General features: G+C 45.2%; 13 protein-coding genes and 2 pseudogenes. 6 read left to right on the plus strand and 9 right to left on the minus strand.

Annotation, left to right across the window (positions count from 1 at the left end):
• Both BP727_RS00660 and BP727_RS00665 read left to right on the plus strand, forming a co-directional pair.
• Positions 1–505 (plus strand): annotated as a pseudogene (locus tag BP727_RS00660) (IS481 family transposase); the annotation flags it as partial.
• 639 nt (positions 506–1144) lie between these two features.
• Positions 1145–1585: a transposase gene (locus BP727_RS00665; protein ID WP_342766260.1), complete on the plus strand. Its 441-nt coding sequence runs from the start codon at positions 1145–1147 to the stop codon at positions 1583–1585.
• 37 nt (positions 1586–1622) lie between these two features.
• On the opposite strand, the gene BP727_RS00670 is transcribed toward BP727_RS00665, so the two are convergent.
• Together BP727_RS00670 and BP727_RS00675 are read right to left on the minus strand one after the other, a co-directional pair.
• Positions 1623–4322: a hypothetical protein gene (locus BP727_RS00670; RefSeq protein ID WP_286856817.1), complete on the minus strand. Its 2700-nt coding sequence runs from the start codon at positions 4320–4322 to the stop codon at positions 1623–1625.
• Between the two features lie 81 nt (positions 4323–4403).
• Positions 4404–4643, minus strand: a complete 240-nt coding sequence (locus tag BP727_RS00675) for a transposase (RefSeq protein ID WP_286856820.1) — start codon at positions 4641–4643, stop codon at positions 4404–4406.
• A gap of 274 nt (positions 4644–4917) precedes the next feature.
• On the opposite strand from BP727_RS00675, the pseudogene BP727_RS00680 reads away from it, so the two are divergent.
• A pseudogene (locus BP727_RS00680) lies at positions 4918–5058 on the plus strand (type II toxin-antitoxin system HicB family antitoxin); the annotation flags it as partial.
• Positions 5059–5068: 10 nt separating this feature from the next.
• On the opposite strand, the gene tes reads toward BP727_RS00680, so the two are convergent.
• From tes to BP727_RS00710, 6 genes are all read right to left on the minus strand, one after another.
• Entirely contained in the window at positions 5069–6646 is a 1578-nt protein-coding gene (gene tes, locus BP727_RS00685) for a tetraether lipid synthase Tes (RefSeq protein ID WP_286856822.1), read from the minus strand.
• The gene (locus tag BP727_RS00690) at positions 6597–7805 is read right to left on the minus strand and encodes a glycosyltransferase family 4 protein (protein WP_273271832.1); all 1209 of its coding nucleotides are present in this window, start codon (positions 7803–7805) and stop codon (positions 6597–6599) included. Before BP727_RS00690 ends, tes begins: the two co-directional genes overlap by 50 nt.
• Before the next feature lie 118 nt (positions 7806–7923).
• Entirely contained in the window at positions 7924–8424 is a 501-nt protein-coding gene (locus BP727_RS00695) for a GbsR/MarR family transcriptional regulator (RefSeq protein ID WP_013720214.1), read from the minus strand.
• A 17-nt stretch (positions 8425–8441) separates the two neighbouring features.
• Positions 8442–8846 carry an RDD family protein gene (locus tag BP727_RS00700; RefSeq protein WP_013720215.1) on the minus strand — a complete coding sequence of 135 codons (405 nt, stop codon included), beginning with the start codon at positions 8844–8846 and terminating at the stop codon, positions 8442–8444.
• Positions 8847–8972: 126 nt separating this feature from the next.
• A complete protein-coding gene (locus tag BP727_RS00705) occupies positions 8973–10025 on the minus strand; it encodes a COG1361 S-layer family protein (RefSeq protein ID WP_273271831.1) in 1053 nt (350 codons plus the stop codon).
• On the minus strand, positions 10015–12342 hold the full coding sequence (locus BP727_RS00710; protein WP_013720217.1) for an efflux RND transporter permease subunit: 2328 nt from the start codon (positions 12340–12342) through the stop codon (positions 10015–10017). The genes BP727_RS00705 and BP727_RS00710 overlap by 11 nt, the downstream gene beginning before the upstream one ends.
• A 170-nt stretch (positions 12343–12512) precedes the next feature.
• Between BP727_RS00710 and BP727_RS00715 the strand changes: the two genes are divergently transcribed.
• Genes BP727_RS00715 through comE form a run of 3 tightly spaced genes read left to right on the plus strand, consistent with a single transcriptional unit; the run spans position 12513 to position 14064 of the window.
• Positions 12513–12950 carry a GbsR/MarR family transcriptional regulator gene (locus tag BP727_RS00715; protein ID WP_157863805.1) on the plus strand — a complete coding sequence of 146 codons (438 nt, stop codon included), beginning with the start codon at positions 12513–12515 and terminating at the stop codon, positions 12948–12950.
• A gap of 59 nt (positions 12951–13009) precedes the next feature.
• Complete coding sequence (gene comD, locus BP727_RS00720) at positions 13010–13507, plus strand: sulfopyruvate decarboxylase subunit alpha (RefSeq protein ID WP_013720219.1); 498 nt, start codon at positions 13010–13012, stop codon at positions 13505–13507.
• Positions 13504–14064 (plus strand): sulfopyruvate decarboxylase subunit beta, encoded by a 561-nt coding sequence (gene comE, locus BP727_RS00725; protein ID WP_286856827.1) that lies wholly within the window; start codon positions 13504–13506, stop codon positions 14062–14064. The genes comD and comE overlap by 4 nt, the downstream gene beginning before the upstream one ends.
• Here the strand turns inward: comE and BP727_RS00730 are convergent.
• The coding region (locus BP727_RS00730; protein WP_286856828.1) for a 4Fe-4S dicluster domain-containing protein at positions 14030–14422 on the minus strand (393 nt) is incomplete at its 5' end. The genes comE and BP727_RS00730 overlap by 35 nt on opposite strands.

Here is a 14422-nt window from a genome sequence, read left to right on the forward strand (position 1 = left end):
CTGGCATGAATGGGATGGGACTGGTGTCAAGGTTTGCGTAATTCTGGATGATGCATCCAGGATGGTGCTGGCCGGTGGGGAGTTTATCGAGATCAATACAGAGAACAGCATATTGATAATCGATCAACTGGTAGATAAATTCTGGTGGCTCTGTCCCTTGAGGGAGCTGATACTCGATCATGGAAGCGAGTTTGGAGCCCACAGAATCCACGACGACGGAAGCTGGAACAGCGAATTCAAAGACCACCTCAAAAAATATGGCATCAAGCCTATATTAGCCAGAGTGAAGCATCCTCAGACAAACGGGAAGCTGGAACGGTTTTTCGGAGAATACGTCAAGCACAGGCCTGCTTTTCATTCATTCGACGAGTTTATCACTTGGTATAACGATAGACCTCATGGAAGCTTGAATTTCCAAAGCTTGGAGACTCCAGAAAGGGCTTTCAGGCGAAAAATGCCATTGGAAGCTTATTTCGCAATTGGCCATAGACTGTTTGGGTTGTGAAATTATATGAATAATTCAAATACTATAAAACTAGGTCGGGCGCGAAATAATTTCAGGACTACACAGTAAATATCTCTATGTGATTCGGCGACAATAGTTTTCAGTGACGCCTGGATGGGGGCCGAATACTCCGCCAGGATAATGAGGAAATTCGGGCAATGATCATGAGAAAGTCGCGGGTGGAAATTACCGAAAATTCTCGCTAAAATCGGATGTATGGGGTCCATTTTGACCTAATGTGCCCATCACGTCATGCGTTTGCGCTTTTCAGTATATCACGTACGCGACCGATTCGTGCGCAAGAGCATGAATTGCAGCAAGATCTTGGGGCGGCATACTCATGCCATGAATTTTTTCCAAGCTTGGTATAATTTTGTCAAGCCTCACAAGTCACTTCGGATAAGAGTTGATCTGGGAAGGAAAAAATGGATGAAAAGAACACCTGCGATGGCAGAAGGACTGACCGATCATGTCTGGACTATCAAGGAGTTAATGACTTTCAGGATACCAATTCAGTAATGTGCGTACACGACCAATAATCAGGATTCTCTGTCAGTAAAATCTTATGCTAAACGATTTGATAAAGAAGACTTCAAAGAAATATCAATCAAAGCTAGGGGAAAAAGGAGATCCTATTTTATAGTAGAGCAGTTGGTCAGCCTTGATAAATCAAGCCAAGTGCGCCTAGTAATCTCCAAGGAAAATTTGGATGCTGAGCCCAAGTACTACATCTGCACCGATACAGATCTGCCTGCCAAGGAGATCCTTTCGATATATGAAGATCGATGGGATATTGAGACTGCTCATAGAGAGGCAAACCAGAAGTTGGGGTTCAAAGATTATCAGCTTCGGAGCAAGAAGGCAATTGAGAGGTTTATGCAATTGGTTTTCGCCATATGGACTGGCATTCTGCTGGTTGAGATTGAGAGTCCCCCATCGGGAGCGAAAAAGAAAACTCTTGGCGAGATGGTTGATCAAGTCAGATCGGAATCTATTGTCGATTTGATGATTTATGTTATGGATTGCTTAACCTACCAATACCTGACGAGGGTGGACTGCTTTACAAGCTCAAAGCGATAGGGCTAAAAGTTGGAAAGTAGAGTAACTTAAACAAAATCTAAATATTGTCAACTATATCTAACTTTTTATCCCTTAAATAAGCTATTTTTGGCTTTGATTCCTCTATTAAATGTGCTCTGCCGGAATAGATTCTAGTATTTTCATCTTCGCCTACTCCAGGAATTATTTTTATTCTTTTTGCATCAGGCTCAAGAATAAATTTTCTTTTAAAATTATAAATTATATTATCCATGTCGTCAGTGATCTTCCATTGATCAAGATCTAATGGATAGCATCCAACATAATCCAGCCAAAAACATTCATGAGAATCAGCTGTAATCTCGTTGGAGTATGAAATAACCAAGCCGTAATTCTCAGCAAAGTGCAAATATAATGAGCGCCTAACCATATTTTTTATATTTATATTTTCGGGCCAAAAAGGAGCACTCATTAAAAGAAAAAGCAGAAAAGGCGCAAGTGACAACCAAGCCAAATATTTCGCCTGTTCAGTTTCGCTTTGATATACAAGATATAATATATATACTGGTATGATGATTGACGCAATATATATTAAAATTATTGCTTTATGAGACTTATCAAAAGCTAATTTATGTGTTTGCTTTAGTTTCGCTATTTGATTATTTTTATCCTTTTCATAATTTTGTGTTAATTCTTTAATAATTTTATCTCTATTAGCAAGTTCGGTCTGCAAGTTGCTTATATTTTTCTTTAAATCTGATACAATAGCTTCTAACGAATTTTTTTCAGATGTTTCTTTTTGCAAATTCTTAATTTCTTGATCTAATTCATTAATATCCTTTTCCGACGCCAAGACTTCTGTTCTTAATTTACGAATTTCTGAATCTTTTTCCTTTAATTTTTGATCAAATTGTGCTTTTTCTTGGACGGCTCTTTCTGCGTTGCTTACTAATTTCTTATCGATCATATCTATTTGCTTTGATTTAATGCCTCTAAATGATTTGGTCGTTATAAATCCACAATATGTAAGTCTAAATATATCAGATTCGTCTAATTTTTTTGCTTCATGCAAACACTTGATCCTGTCTTGTACTGCCTCATATAAATGCCTATTTAAAAATCCAGCCCTTAGGCAATCTGCAAAAAAAGATTCTAGTGTAATATTTTGAGAAGGATCTATTATCCATAGAATATTTGTTAGAAGCCTGTCAACAAATACTTCTGGCACTGTCATATTTCTGTGTTCACATTCTAGTAGATTAAATGCAAATAATCCTTCATCTGCAGTGAGTAGAATTGCTATACAATCCTTTATTTCATCATATTGTTTTTGATTTCTTGAATTCTTAATCATTTGAATGCAGGCAATATCATGATTTTGAGCTTGAATGCTTGTTTGATCTGGCTTATAAATCGTCAATTTTTTACGGATATTAGGTGGACAATCGTATGTTCTAGTATTTATGTCTGTCACTTCTATTTCTATTCCTTGTTGCTCAATATATTTTTTAAACTCAAATATAAAATTGCTGATTCCTAATCTAGACATATTATTTTTCCTGAGAAAATGGCATATATCGTTCACCTTGATCCCAGAAACGACTAATTCATCATAATTAGCGATACATTCCCTGAAAACGCTTATTGCCTCTTCTATAGTAAAATCAAACACTTTAAATTTAGCTCCATTTGCTTTTAATAAATTAAAAAGGAATTTTGCTGGATGTGTGAACTGGTCAAAATGCAATCCCAATATATAGAATAAAATATTAGTATCTGTATATATTATAATATTTTTAAATATGTCTTTATCTAGCTTTAATTTACTGAAAAAGACTGTAGAAATTATCGATCCTAGAACAAGGGATTTAACGGTTTCGATATATTTTACTTTTCCTTCAGTAATGCAATCTCTTACATAGTCGCAAAATATCGTTCCGTATTCTTGACTAAATACATCAAATTCTTTTCCAATACCGCAACATTCATTAATTTCTTCATATTTTCCAGTATTTATTAAACCCATAAGGGGTTTAATATTTTTATATATAAATAATTGAATATATATATTAATTTTATCCTCCTTTATGGTAGATTTAGTTTCTTTAAAATAATAATTGCTAAAATCTTTAATTAAATCATCTAGACTTCCATACCAATCGGATTCATTTTTTATATTAATATACTCTTCTTTCATTCCTTTTTCTGAAAGTTTGTACCTCAGATCAGTGGTTGCTGTGAATCCACGTTCCTTCAATCTATCTAAAATGAACTCAAGATCATTAATATCTAATTTTATATTTTTAATAAAGTCCAAGTCTCTTTTTATTTTCTCAGCAGATATGTGTATATTATAATTTTTTAAAATAGATATTATTTCTTCGCTATATTTAGGCATACTTTCTAAGTCTTTTAATTTTTTATTGGAGCAATCTTCGGATAGCTTGTGTCCTGGTAGTTCTTGTTCAATAATACCTTTTTTGAGCATTCTATACAACAGACTTTCCAATATAGTATCTTGCATATTTATATTAAAGTCATCCAAAACTCCTCTATAGATATCTTCAATGCTCTTCCAAGATCCTTGCTTACCTAAATATAGAATAATAAATGGAGCAAATGTATCAATAATATCGCCACTCTTCTGATGATGGGCCTCCATGATAAGATAAGTAAAGAGATTCCTTTCATCCAAATTACATTTCAGCAGACTAGAACCAATTTCATCAAGATTGAAACCAATAGGATTTGATTCCATCAGAGATTCCGTTCCTTGCACTTCCAAGTAGATCCGATAATTAGGTATTTAATTCTTGTCATCCTGGGGGCTTTGCATCTAAAGTAAGGTTTTACCCCTGCTTTAGATTCGTGCCTCTGACTTTAGTTGCAGGAACTCAGGATGTATCCCATTTTCGTACATCTCATGGATTACTGCAGTCAGGTTGTACGCAATAATTTTGGCCAGTAGTTTGTTTACCTGAGCAGTTGGATTATTGGATTTCAAGGTCTCTCTAAACTTCCTTTTTATCGCGGCGTTTGTGGCCTCTATATTGCTCCTCTTGTGGTAGTGCTCCATGAAATCATGGTAGTGTCCCCTCATGCATACGCAGGAAACAGAGCCCGCGGGAAGATTGAAAGTTTGCATGCTGTGTCATATCTAATGGAGGAGTAGTTGATTGGCCTGTTCTGATAATCCCAAAGCAGCAGAAATGGTGTCACCTGTCAACAGGCCTGCAAAGAAGAATCCTGAGAAGGCAAGGGGTTCATAGAAGGCATCAGAGGGGGAGTGGAGGATTATGCTGAGGGCCGCTTTAAGGTCTTCAAGAATGCGGATGAGCTTTTATCCCCCTGTTAAAAGAAAGCCCAAAAGTTAAATTGTGGTGGATTTTCTTTGCTGGGTGCATGCCCTTCCTGGATGCATCAGCGAGGGCCATACCTGTGAAGAGGCATTCAAGAACATACGAGAAGCGATTGAATTGTATCTTGAACCTGTGGAAGACGATAGCAATCACTTCGTTAATTCTACTAATTTTTTTGTAATCGAGAGCGATGAACTGTGTTGTAGGCACAGAAGGGGATTATTCTACCATCTGGCAGAGCATAATGAATCCCACACTTCTCCAGCCTCTCCAAGTCTATATTGTACAGATCCTGGAAATGCATTATTCCTAGAAATAGGGATCTATCATGGAACTCTGCCAGGGATTCTCTGGTTCCTTTTATGAAGACGCTCCATATCAGTTCTTTGAGATTAAATTTATCCGGAGCCCTCAACTCGTCTACAAACTTGGGCATCTGCCTTAGTATCATTTCATTCATCTTGAGCTTGCCCAGCATCGACCCATCGAAGCAGTTTGTCTCTTGTATGATCATTTCCATGAGTCCATCTACATCTAAAAACCTGGTAATAGGAATCATGTGGCCGCCTTGGCAATAGATGTATGTGCCGGCACCACAACAGGGATGGGCCATAAAAACCGGTTGAGATATGCCCGTTTCAGCCTCTATTAAATGGGATATGGGTTTGACAAAGGGAATCGGATAAAAGTCATCTCGAGTTATCTCGTTGTTCGTCTGATCCTCCAGGAGTGCAAGAACATCGGGTATGGTAATCCTCTTCGCCGCCCGCTCTTCCTGGTCGATCCTTCCGGTAAAGGAAACAGGCTGGTAGTTTATGCCCTTTACGATGTCCCTGTTCTTAAAGGCGAATTTTACAATATCACCTACCTGGTCATCGTTAATACCCTTGGCAAGAGTTGGAACAAGTACGATGCTATGTTGCCCTGCTGCTCTCAAGTTATCTATAGCACGAAGCTTCGTAGGCAATAGATCATAGCCTCTGATCGCCTTATAGGGTTCAGGGGTAACACCGTCGAATTGCAGGTATATGGTGCAAAGGCCATTATATACCAAGTCTTTACAGAGATCCGGCCTGACAGCGAGCATTATGCCATTGGTTGCCACTTGAATCTGGGCGAAGCCCATCTTTCTTGCCAGAGAAACGATTTCACACAGGTCTTTTCTCAATGTAGGCTCGCCGCCAGAGAATTGAATTGCAGGGCATGGCACCGGCATTTGGTCCCTCAGAGCTTGCATCATGGCTCCGATCTGACTTATTGTCGGCTCATTCAGCTCATTTCCTGCATCGGCAAAGCAAATCGGGCAGGACAGGTTACACCTGCTGGTAACATCGATGATCCCCAAGAGAGTGCCTGTTTTATGGTTCTTGCATAAACCACAATCGAACGGACAACCTTGGTGGGCCTGGGGCGAATCCGTTAAACCCATCCAGTCCGTCTGGTATCGCATAAACCTTCTGTAAATGGCTGCATCTGACCAGTAGATATCTTTAAAATCACCATGCTCCTCGCAATGCTTCTCGATCATGACTGCCTCATCCTCTTGAAATATGCGAGCGGATATAACTTCCAAGCAGACAGGGCATAGGGACGAGACGGTTCTGGTGATGAGGGGCGTCTTGCCATTCATTGGATCAGTCTCTTTCGCTTCCTGAAGACTATTCATATTTATCACATCTTTAATATTGTGCATATTATAACTCTGGCCTTCTGCGGCTAGATGATGATTGGAGATCACTCGCATTATATCGCTTTAAAGCTTCATTGTATACATCTTCCGTCTTCGAGGCGATGCTATCCCATCTGAATTCGGCGTCGATCCGGTTGTAGCCTTCATAGGCCAGCTTTTTCATTTCATCTGGACTATCGAGCAGGCGGTTGATGCACCAAGCTATGGACTCAGGTTGGACGTAGGCCAACAGTCCATCTTCGAAATTATTTATTATACTGACCGCCTCAGTAGCGACAACTGGTTTGCAGGCGTCCCATGCCTCTAAAACTACAATTCCAAAAGGTTCATTTCTGCTCGGAATACATACAAGATCGCAGGCATTCAAGACTTCTTCCTTCGTAGGACCGCTGACATAACCCAAGAATCTGCAAGCTTCACCGATACCCAACTCCCAGGCCCTGCGCTCGCATTCAGTCCTCATGCTCCCCTCTCCGATGAAAATGAACTTTACATCACCGCGGTTCTTGAGTATGAGAGGAATTGACTCCACTAGCAAATCCGGTCCCTTCTGAATGCTCATCCGGCCACAAAAGAATACCATCGGCGTGATTGGAGAGATGCCATATCTCTCCTTCACCCTTCCTGCATCAAGAATTTGCGGGGTCTTTCTCCTGATAATGCCGTTGGGTATAATGGTGATCTTGCTCTCTGGAATAGAATATATCTGCATGAGTTCGTCTTGCATGCGCCTTGTTGTTACGATCATCTGCTGTGATTCGTAACCTCCGAGCCATTCTCTGTGAGATATCTCCTTGGAAATGTCATCGCCAAAATAGTTTCCATTTCTTCCCCATTCGCTGCTATGTAAAGTAAGGATATACCGAAGGCCGTAGTCGCTCTTTATGCGGTTTAGGGCCTTAACAGGATGCCAATCGTGACCATGGATTATATCGAACTTTCCGAATATCTTTTGAGCACGCTCAAAGCTCTCAAAGAGAGCATCACACATCTTGTCCATCTGGAAAACTATGTTTCCCAAGTTTTCTATGGCAACCCTATGATAATGGACCCCATTGATTATATCATAGACATCGAAGTCACCGCGACGGGTAAAGATATGTACCTCGTGGCCTCTTTTCACCAGTGCTTCGGACAGCTCAGACACATGAGGTGCTATTCCACCGATTTTTACTGAATACAAACTCTCCCAGGAAAATATACCTACTCTCATCTCAGTTCCTCTTTTGCGGGCCCTTTGGAGCATCCGTCTATCAGATCCGCCAATCATTTCCTCACCCAGCAGCTTTTAAAGCCTCTTCAACTTTCTTTAGAGCTTCAATTGCCTTAGATCACTCCAACGATTCCTTTATCTCATCCAAAGATTGCTTTCTCAGGAAGTCTATCGCTTTCTTTCCCATTTCATAGGATTGCCTAAGAGAAGCAATTCTCTCCAGCAGATACTTTGCATCATCTCTGCCAGCCAATATGTCTGATTCTGTCTTGTTTAGGGCCTCGCAAAAGAGCTGCACCTCTTTGGTAATGGCGTCCAGCATATTAGTTTTGATGGTTTCCGGATCAGTAATCGGTGCATATAGATGCCTTTTATCTCCGGGTATCACAACACGCTTAACTAATCCCAGGTTCTTCAATTGGTTCATATTTAAACTCACAGTTGACTTACTGTAGCCGGTGTCCTGCACCAGTTCATCTAAAGTCACTGGATCTTTGGCCGAAATCGCCAAACCCCTGAGATAACCCGCAGAGTCGCTATATCCCTTGATCCTGGCCCACTGGATACAGGCATTTATGATATGCCTCCTTATATCCCGATTCGAAGCCTCACCTTCCATTTAAATCACGGTTCTGTCTATTCTATTTCCGTCCGGTTGATGACGATGGTATTAGATATCTTATTGAACAAGCGCTGCCTGCTCCTTTGAAAGAGAATCAAAGACATTAGGACGTCAACGGGAAGCAGAAATGCCTTTCCAAATGACTCTGCAGCCGCATCTCTAAACCGAATTTGCTCTCCATAAGGTCCTGTTACAGCTATCTTAAGGAACATCTTCCCCACCGATTGACCTCTGTAGCCTTCCAGTGAAGTCCAATAAATGAACAACAGAGAAGATAGAAGCAATATTCCACTAATGGTGAAAACTCCTACCTCTAAGACGATTATGATTTTGTACCATATAAGACAGATAAGAAGGACATCGATCAACCAGGCCCAGAAACGATCTCCCCAGCTTGACAATACTATTATCTCATCCATAAGAGCTCCCTTCGATAACCTGATCCCGCTCGTTGTATCCAGATTTTCACATTTTTATATCGTGATTTGACCTGATCTTTTAGCCCCCAAAAAAACGGAGGGGGGCCTGGCGCTCAGCAGGCCTCCTTAGGCCTTTTTCTGCTTCTTTCGGTACATGTATCCACCGGCTGCGACTATGATAATGAGAACAATCACCGCAGGCAGAAGCAGGGATGAGGAGGCGGCTTTGACAACCACTGGTATCTTCATGCTTTCCGAGATGACTGTGTCGCCATTGAGGTCCGTATATTTGATCTCGCTGCTTATGCCGTAATCCTTCGTTGTAGCATCGGAGTCGACATCCATCCGGAAGAGGACAGTGGTCTCATTTCCCGGCTCCAAATTCCCGATGAAGGCCTGATCATCGGTGGAGGAGAAGGGCTTGAAGATGGAAAGCCTGGCCACGGCATCCCTCACCGGGTCCTCGCCGATATTCCTGTAGGTGGCATGGATCTCCTGCTTCTTGCCCCCGACCATAAGTTCAGCAGTGGTGTTCTGGATGACGAAGTCCGCCTGCTTCTTGACCCGGATGGTGACGGGAACCGTCTGGTTGGCCTTCTGGTAGATATAAGAGACCCGGTAGTTGGAGAATGTGGACGTGCCCCCCTCGGTGACTAGCTTGGAGGCATAAACCCGGACGTTATCCTGATAGTCATAAGTCATGTTCAAGTGGAGTGGATACTCTCCGGCAGGAGCATGCTCCCCGATCTTTATGGTGAACTTGAGAGGGAACTGGGTCTTGTCGCCTGACTTGAGCGACTCGACCACCTGGTCGCCTGACTTCACCTCGATCTGAGGGGCCCGGGAGACCAGGGTAGTGGTAATCCCCAGAGCAGTGGGCTTCTTGTTCTCCTCCTCTAGCTCTGCACTGGCAAGGGCATACTCCTTGGCATTCTGGGGCATCTGATCCTGCTTGAAGCCAATGATCCGGCCGTAGTTGGTCAGATCAAGATAGAGGGTGACGGTATCCCCCCGCTTGAACTCATCTGTACCGGAGATGCTCGCGGATATGTCCGGACTGCCGTACATGGTGTAATAATTGTCCCCGCCAAGCTCCAGGGGTATGTAGCTGTTCTGGGCCTGGCTCGTAGCCAGAAGTGTCAACATGATAGCCAAAGCTATCGCAAACTTAATTTCCATTGATTCTTCTCCGTGATTGATCATTAATTAGCGCAATTGCTTTCTTAAGTTCCTGTTTAGCGTTCTCCACCACTTCACGGTGAATTTCCATGCGAATCATTAAAACCACAAATACTGTGAATGTGGTGATGAGAGCAAAGACAATCGACAGCACTGTCACCAGCCCGAAGTTGCTGATGATGTTGAAGGGCGATGACATCAGAGCGGCAAATCCGAAAATGACAGCTGCTCCCGATGCCACCAGAGCAGAACCTATGCGATTGGCCGTGATCTTCAGCGCCTCATAAGGATCACCAACATTATGCAACTCCTCATAGAAGCGCTCCATCATCAGTATGGCATATTCCGAGCCTACTCCCAAGATCAGAGCACCCAGTGTGGCTGTGAGGGGTGTGTACTTCAGTCCACCGTAATACATGACCAATCCCATCCAGCCTATCACTACCAGCATGGGCAGCACTGGCAAGAGGGCCTTGATCAGGTCTCTGTATATCGCTAAGAGCAGGATGAAAATCAAGACCAGGCCCAGCAGCGACATTTCTACTCTACCGGATATCAGTGCATCCATAACCGTGGCCATGAGCACTGCTTGGCCCGTTATCCGAACTGAAACTCCAGGAGGCGGAGTCATCCAGGCCAGGTCGTCTTCGTACGACTTGATTAGCCGGGCCATACCTTCCGTACCCAAGTTGGTCTGGGCATCGCCGATATTTACATCCACAATGGCCAGGTTATGACCGCTCAGGTACGTATCTTGCACGGCCTCAGGCAGGGAGGCAATTATCTCCCGTATTTGGGTTCTATCATCAGGTATCTCCCCGCCGCCAGCCTCTTTAACATAGGTGGCTATGCTCGTAACGCTTTCAGTCCTATCCTCTCTGGATGTCAGCAAATAGTTGCTGAAATCATCCATCCACCTGAGATTATGCGGATCGGTAACGTCGTCAGCCTGAACCAAGAATTTGAGCGAGTCAGTTCCGCCAAAGAACGCTTTCATGTGATTTAAATCGATCAGCGGAGACAAGTCCTGGGGAATGTAGTTCTTCGTATCCGTTTCTATGGGAACCATCGTATCGGCATAGTTTCCAGCAAGGGCAAGAATCAGAGCCACAGCCAGCACTGCTTTCCATCTTCCGACACAGAAATTTGCGACATTCTCTATGAAAGCGCCAATTGCCGAACCATCTTCCGAATGGCCTTCTGCCTTCTTTTTTCTGGGTGATTTTCTTTCAGACAGATAAAGAACCGTTGTATTCACGAAGAGGGCGGAGAGATAGCACATGACAAGACCGATCATGCAGACCTTTCCGAAATCGTTGATTGAGGGGACGGTGGAGCTGAGAAGTGCGATAAAGCCTGCTTCGGTTACAGTCACGGCGATGGCCACAGGAATGGCCACGTGGTTGACCGTACTGATGGCGGCTTCCACAGAGGACTTGCCTTTGATCAACTCCTCATCTATCCGGTTGTGGAACTGGATGGCATAGTCTATGCCGAGTCCAATCATGATGGGGAAAGCAGCAAATGTGACCATGCCCATGGGTATATGAAAAAAACCCATAGCTCCGACGGTCCAGATTATGCCCAGAAGGACTATTGGTAAAGGAAGCAGAGGCCATCTGACATGTCTGAAGACCAGGAGCAAAGCGACTATCATCAGCAACCCGCACAGGAGAAGGACCGAGCCATTGCTGTTGTTCATCACCTCTTGAATAGCGGCCTGAAAAGAGGGATCGCCCGTGACGGTGGTGCTATAGCCTGCGGGAAATTCTGCAAAATCAACTGCACTACTTATTTCTGCAAGAAGCTCACCACGTTGTGACTCTGTCAGGGTAGCTGTGGTGGGCATCCCCACGATCATCCTGGTATGCCTGCTGTCAGGCATGAGTCCCTGGACCGAGGAGCCAGCATCAGCCAGGATCTCGTCTATCCTTTCCTGAGAAGGAATACGGCGGATGCCACTGCTTTGATATTCAGCATCGGCAACGATGTCGGCTATGCTCTGGACGCTGATTACATTAGGAATCATCTTCGTGTGATCGGATAAGCGCAAGCTGGCCGACAGGGCATCTGCTTTTGCCACGTTATCGCCTTCTATCAGAATTATATTGCCATCTGCGCCGAAGTTTTCCTGATATAAATGGTCATATAACTGATAAAGGGACGAATCTTTTGACACAAAGCTCTCTGTAGTCATGCCGGTACTCTCTATCTGCTGAGCATAATGAACTGATACCAGTGTCAAGAGAACTGCTACGGCTATGATTATTACAGGATTCTTGGTGATCCACACCCCGAGTCGCTCCAAGCCTATCATGCCAATAAAACCTTCTGTTCGGATTTTGCCGAATAGACCAAATAAACATAAAATACTTAAACTTTGTGACTGATCTGAGTGGTGTGAACGATGAAGAAATGCTGGCGCTAAAGAGGCCTATTATTGATGCATGCATTAAATCCGCCCAGAAAAATGGGTGGAGCGATGCTATGGGATTGCTCAGAGGAACTCTCTTCTTGGAAAGCGAATCCATGTCCCTTGATACGCTGGCCGAGAAGACCGGCTACAGCAAAACGACAGTGCGCTCCAATATGAACTTCCTTGAAAACCTCGGCATGGCCCATCGTGTAGTGGACCTGGCGGGCAAGCGGCGTCACGACAAGCAGCATCGCTATGCTCTGGAAACTGACGTCGAAGCGATGAGGCCGGTGGTCCTGTCTGCTGTAAGAGAGGAGATTCATTCTATCTTGCGGGCTCTCAATCAAGTAGAAAAAAATCTCGCGGCTCATAGCTCGGAGGCTGAGAAGACGAGCGCAATAATGCGCAAGACAAGGCAGTTTTATGAAGAGATGGACAGAGTCATGGAGCTAATGAATCATTACACCTTGAAAGAGCTTATCGAAGTTCTGGAGAGCAAGAAAAAGTGAATGGGACGATATAAATTGTGCAATAACCTTTTTCCCCAATCAGCGCCAATGCAACAAATATGTCCCCCAGCCTCGCCATCTACCGCGGCCTGAAGCGTGCCGGGATAGACTTCGCCGCCTCTGTACCCTGCGTCAACCTGCAAGAGCTCCTGACACTGCTGGGCGAAGACCCGGATATCATCCACCTTCCCGCCACCCGGGAGGAGGAGGGGGTAGGCCTGTGCGCCGGTGCCTGGATGGGAGGACGAAGGCCCGCTCTGCTCATGCAGAACTCGGGATTGGGAAACTGCATCAATGCCCTGGCCTCGCTTGACATGCTCTACGGCATTCCTCTGCTCATAATCATCAGCCACCGCGGCGGCAAGGGCGAGCCGATAGTTGGCCAGGTGCCCATGGGCCGGCTCACTGTCCCCCTTCTGCAGACCCTGGATATCCCCTACCAAGCTCCCGCAAGCGGAGAGGGTGAGGAGGCTGTGGTGGCATCCTGGGAAGAGGCCCAGGAAAAGCGTCATCCAGCAGCCGTTCTCCTGGACCTGGACTATTGGAGGCGAGCATGAAGCGCATCGAAGCCATCTCTTTAGCTGTCGAATCCGCCCAGGGGCAAAATGCCCTATTGATCTCGAATATCGGCTTTCCCAGCCGGGAGCTGTACTCCATCTGCGACCGGCAGGAGAACTTCTATATGCTCGGCTCCATGGGCATGGCCTCTTCCATCGGCCTGGGCCTGGCCCTGGCAAAGCCCAAGAGAAGGGTGATGGTCCTTGACGGCGACGGCTCAGTTCTCATGAACCTGGGGACCCTGGCCACAATTGCCCTTCACGGCCCGAAAAACTTTCTGCTGGTGATCCTGGACAACTGCTGCTACGGCTCTACCGGCTCGCAGCCCACCTGCACCTGCTACTGCACCGACCTTGCCGCCGTCGCCCGGGGGGCAGGGGTCAGAGAGGTGGAGAACGTCGATGACATCGAGGGTCTGGCCCAGGTCCTCGAGGGACAGGGCGTAGTGGTGGCGAAGGTGGAGACGGGCAATGCCATCGTCCCCATAATTGACCTTGGCCCAGAGCAGATAATCGAAAGGTTCACCCGATCCGCTCTATCGGCGGAGCCATCCTGAACGATCCTTCCAGAATCCTTCTTTTCAGCTCCCCGGATAGCTTCACAGCTCTGAGCCTGTCCGACTGGCGCAGGACCACCGGCACAGAGCGGACGCTTCCCGAAGAGGTCTTCATCCGCAACGCACCCAGGCGGCAGCGGAAGGCGCCGTTCGGACATTCGGTCACGCACAGGCCGCAATGAAAGCAGAGCGACCCATCCCGGATGGCCACCCGCGCCTCCTGATCGTAGCGGACAGCCCTCATGGGGCAGGCTCTCTCCACCAGACATTTTTTGCATCCCCTGCACCGCTGCGGATCAAACTCCACCTCCAGGTCCACGTCCTCCCAGACATCCCCATAATTGGCCTGGCCTATCAC

It is taken from the genome of Methanosaeta sp. UBA356 (genome assembly GCF_002496465.1).
Classification (GTDB): domain Archaea; phylum Halobacteriota; class Methanosarcinia; order Methanotrichales; family Methanotrichaceae; genus Methanothrix; species Methanothrix soehngenii.

Bases quoted from the DNA above. Each gene is read 5' to 3' on its own strand.
- BP727_RS00675 (WP_286856820.1), bottom strand. From the start codon at position 4,643: ATGAGGGGACACTACCATGATTTCATGGAGCACTACCACAAGAGGAGC.
- tes (WP_286856822.1), bottom strand. From the start codon at position 6,646: ATGCGAGTGATCTCCAATCATCATCTAGCCGCAGAAGGCCAGAGTTAT.
- BP727_RS00690 (WP_273271832.1), bottom strand. From the start codon at position 7,805: ATGAGAGTAGGTATATTTTCCTGGGAGAGTTTGTATTCAGTAAAAATC.
- BP727_RS00695 (WP_013720214.1), bottom strand. From the start codon at position 8,424: ATGGAAGGTGAGGCTTCGAATCGGGATATAAGGAGGCATATCATAAAT.
- BP727_RS00700 (WP_013720215.1), bottom strand. From the start codon at position 8,846: ATGGATGAGATAATAGTATTGTCAAGCTGGGGAGATCGTTTCTGGGCC.
- BP727_RS00705 (WP_273271831.1), bottom strand. From the start codon at position 10,025: ATGGAAATTAAGTTTGCGATAGCTTTGGCTATCATGTTGACACTTCTG.
- BP727_RS00710 (WP_013720217.1), bottom strand. From the start codon at position 12,342: ATGATAGGCTTGGAGCGACTCGGGGTGTGGATCACCAAGAATCCTGTA.
- BP727_RS00715 (WP_157863805.1), top strand. From the start codon at position 12,513: ATGGGATTGCTCAGAGGAACTCTCTTCTTGGAAAGCGAATCCATGTCC.
- comD (WP_013720219.1), top strand. From the start codon at position 13,010: ATGTCCCCCAGCCTCGCCATCTACCGCGGCCTGAAGCGTGCCGGGATA.
- comE (WP_286856827.1), top strand. From the start codon at position 13,504: ATGAAGCGCATCGAAGCCATCTCTTTAGCTGTCGAATCCGCCCAGGGG.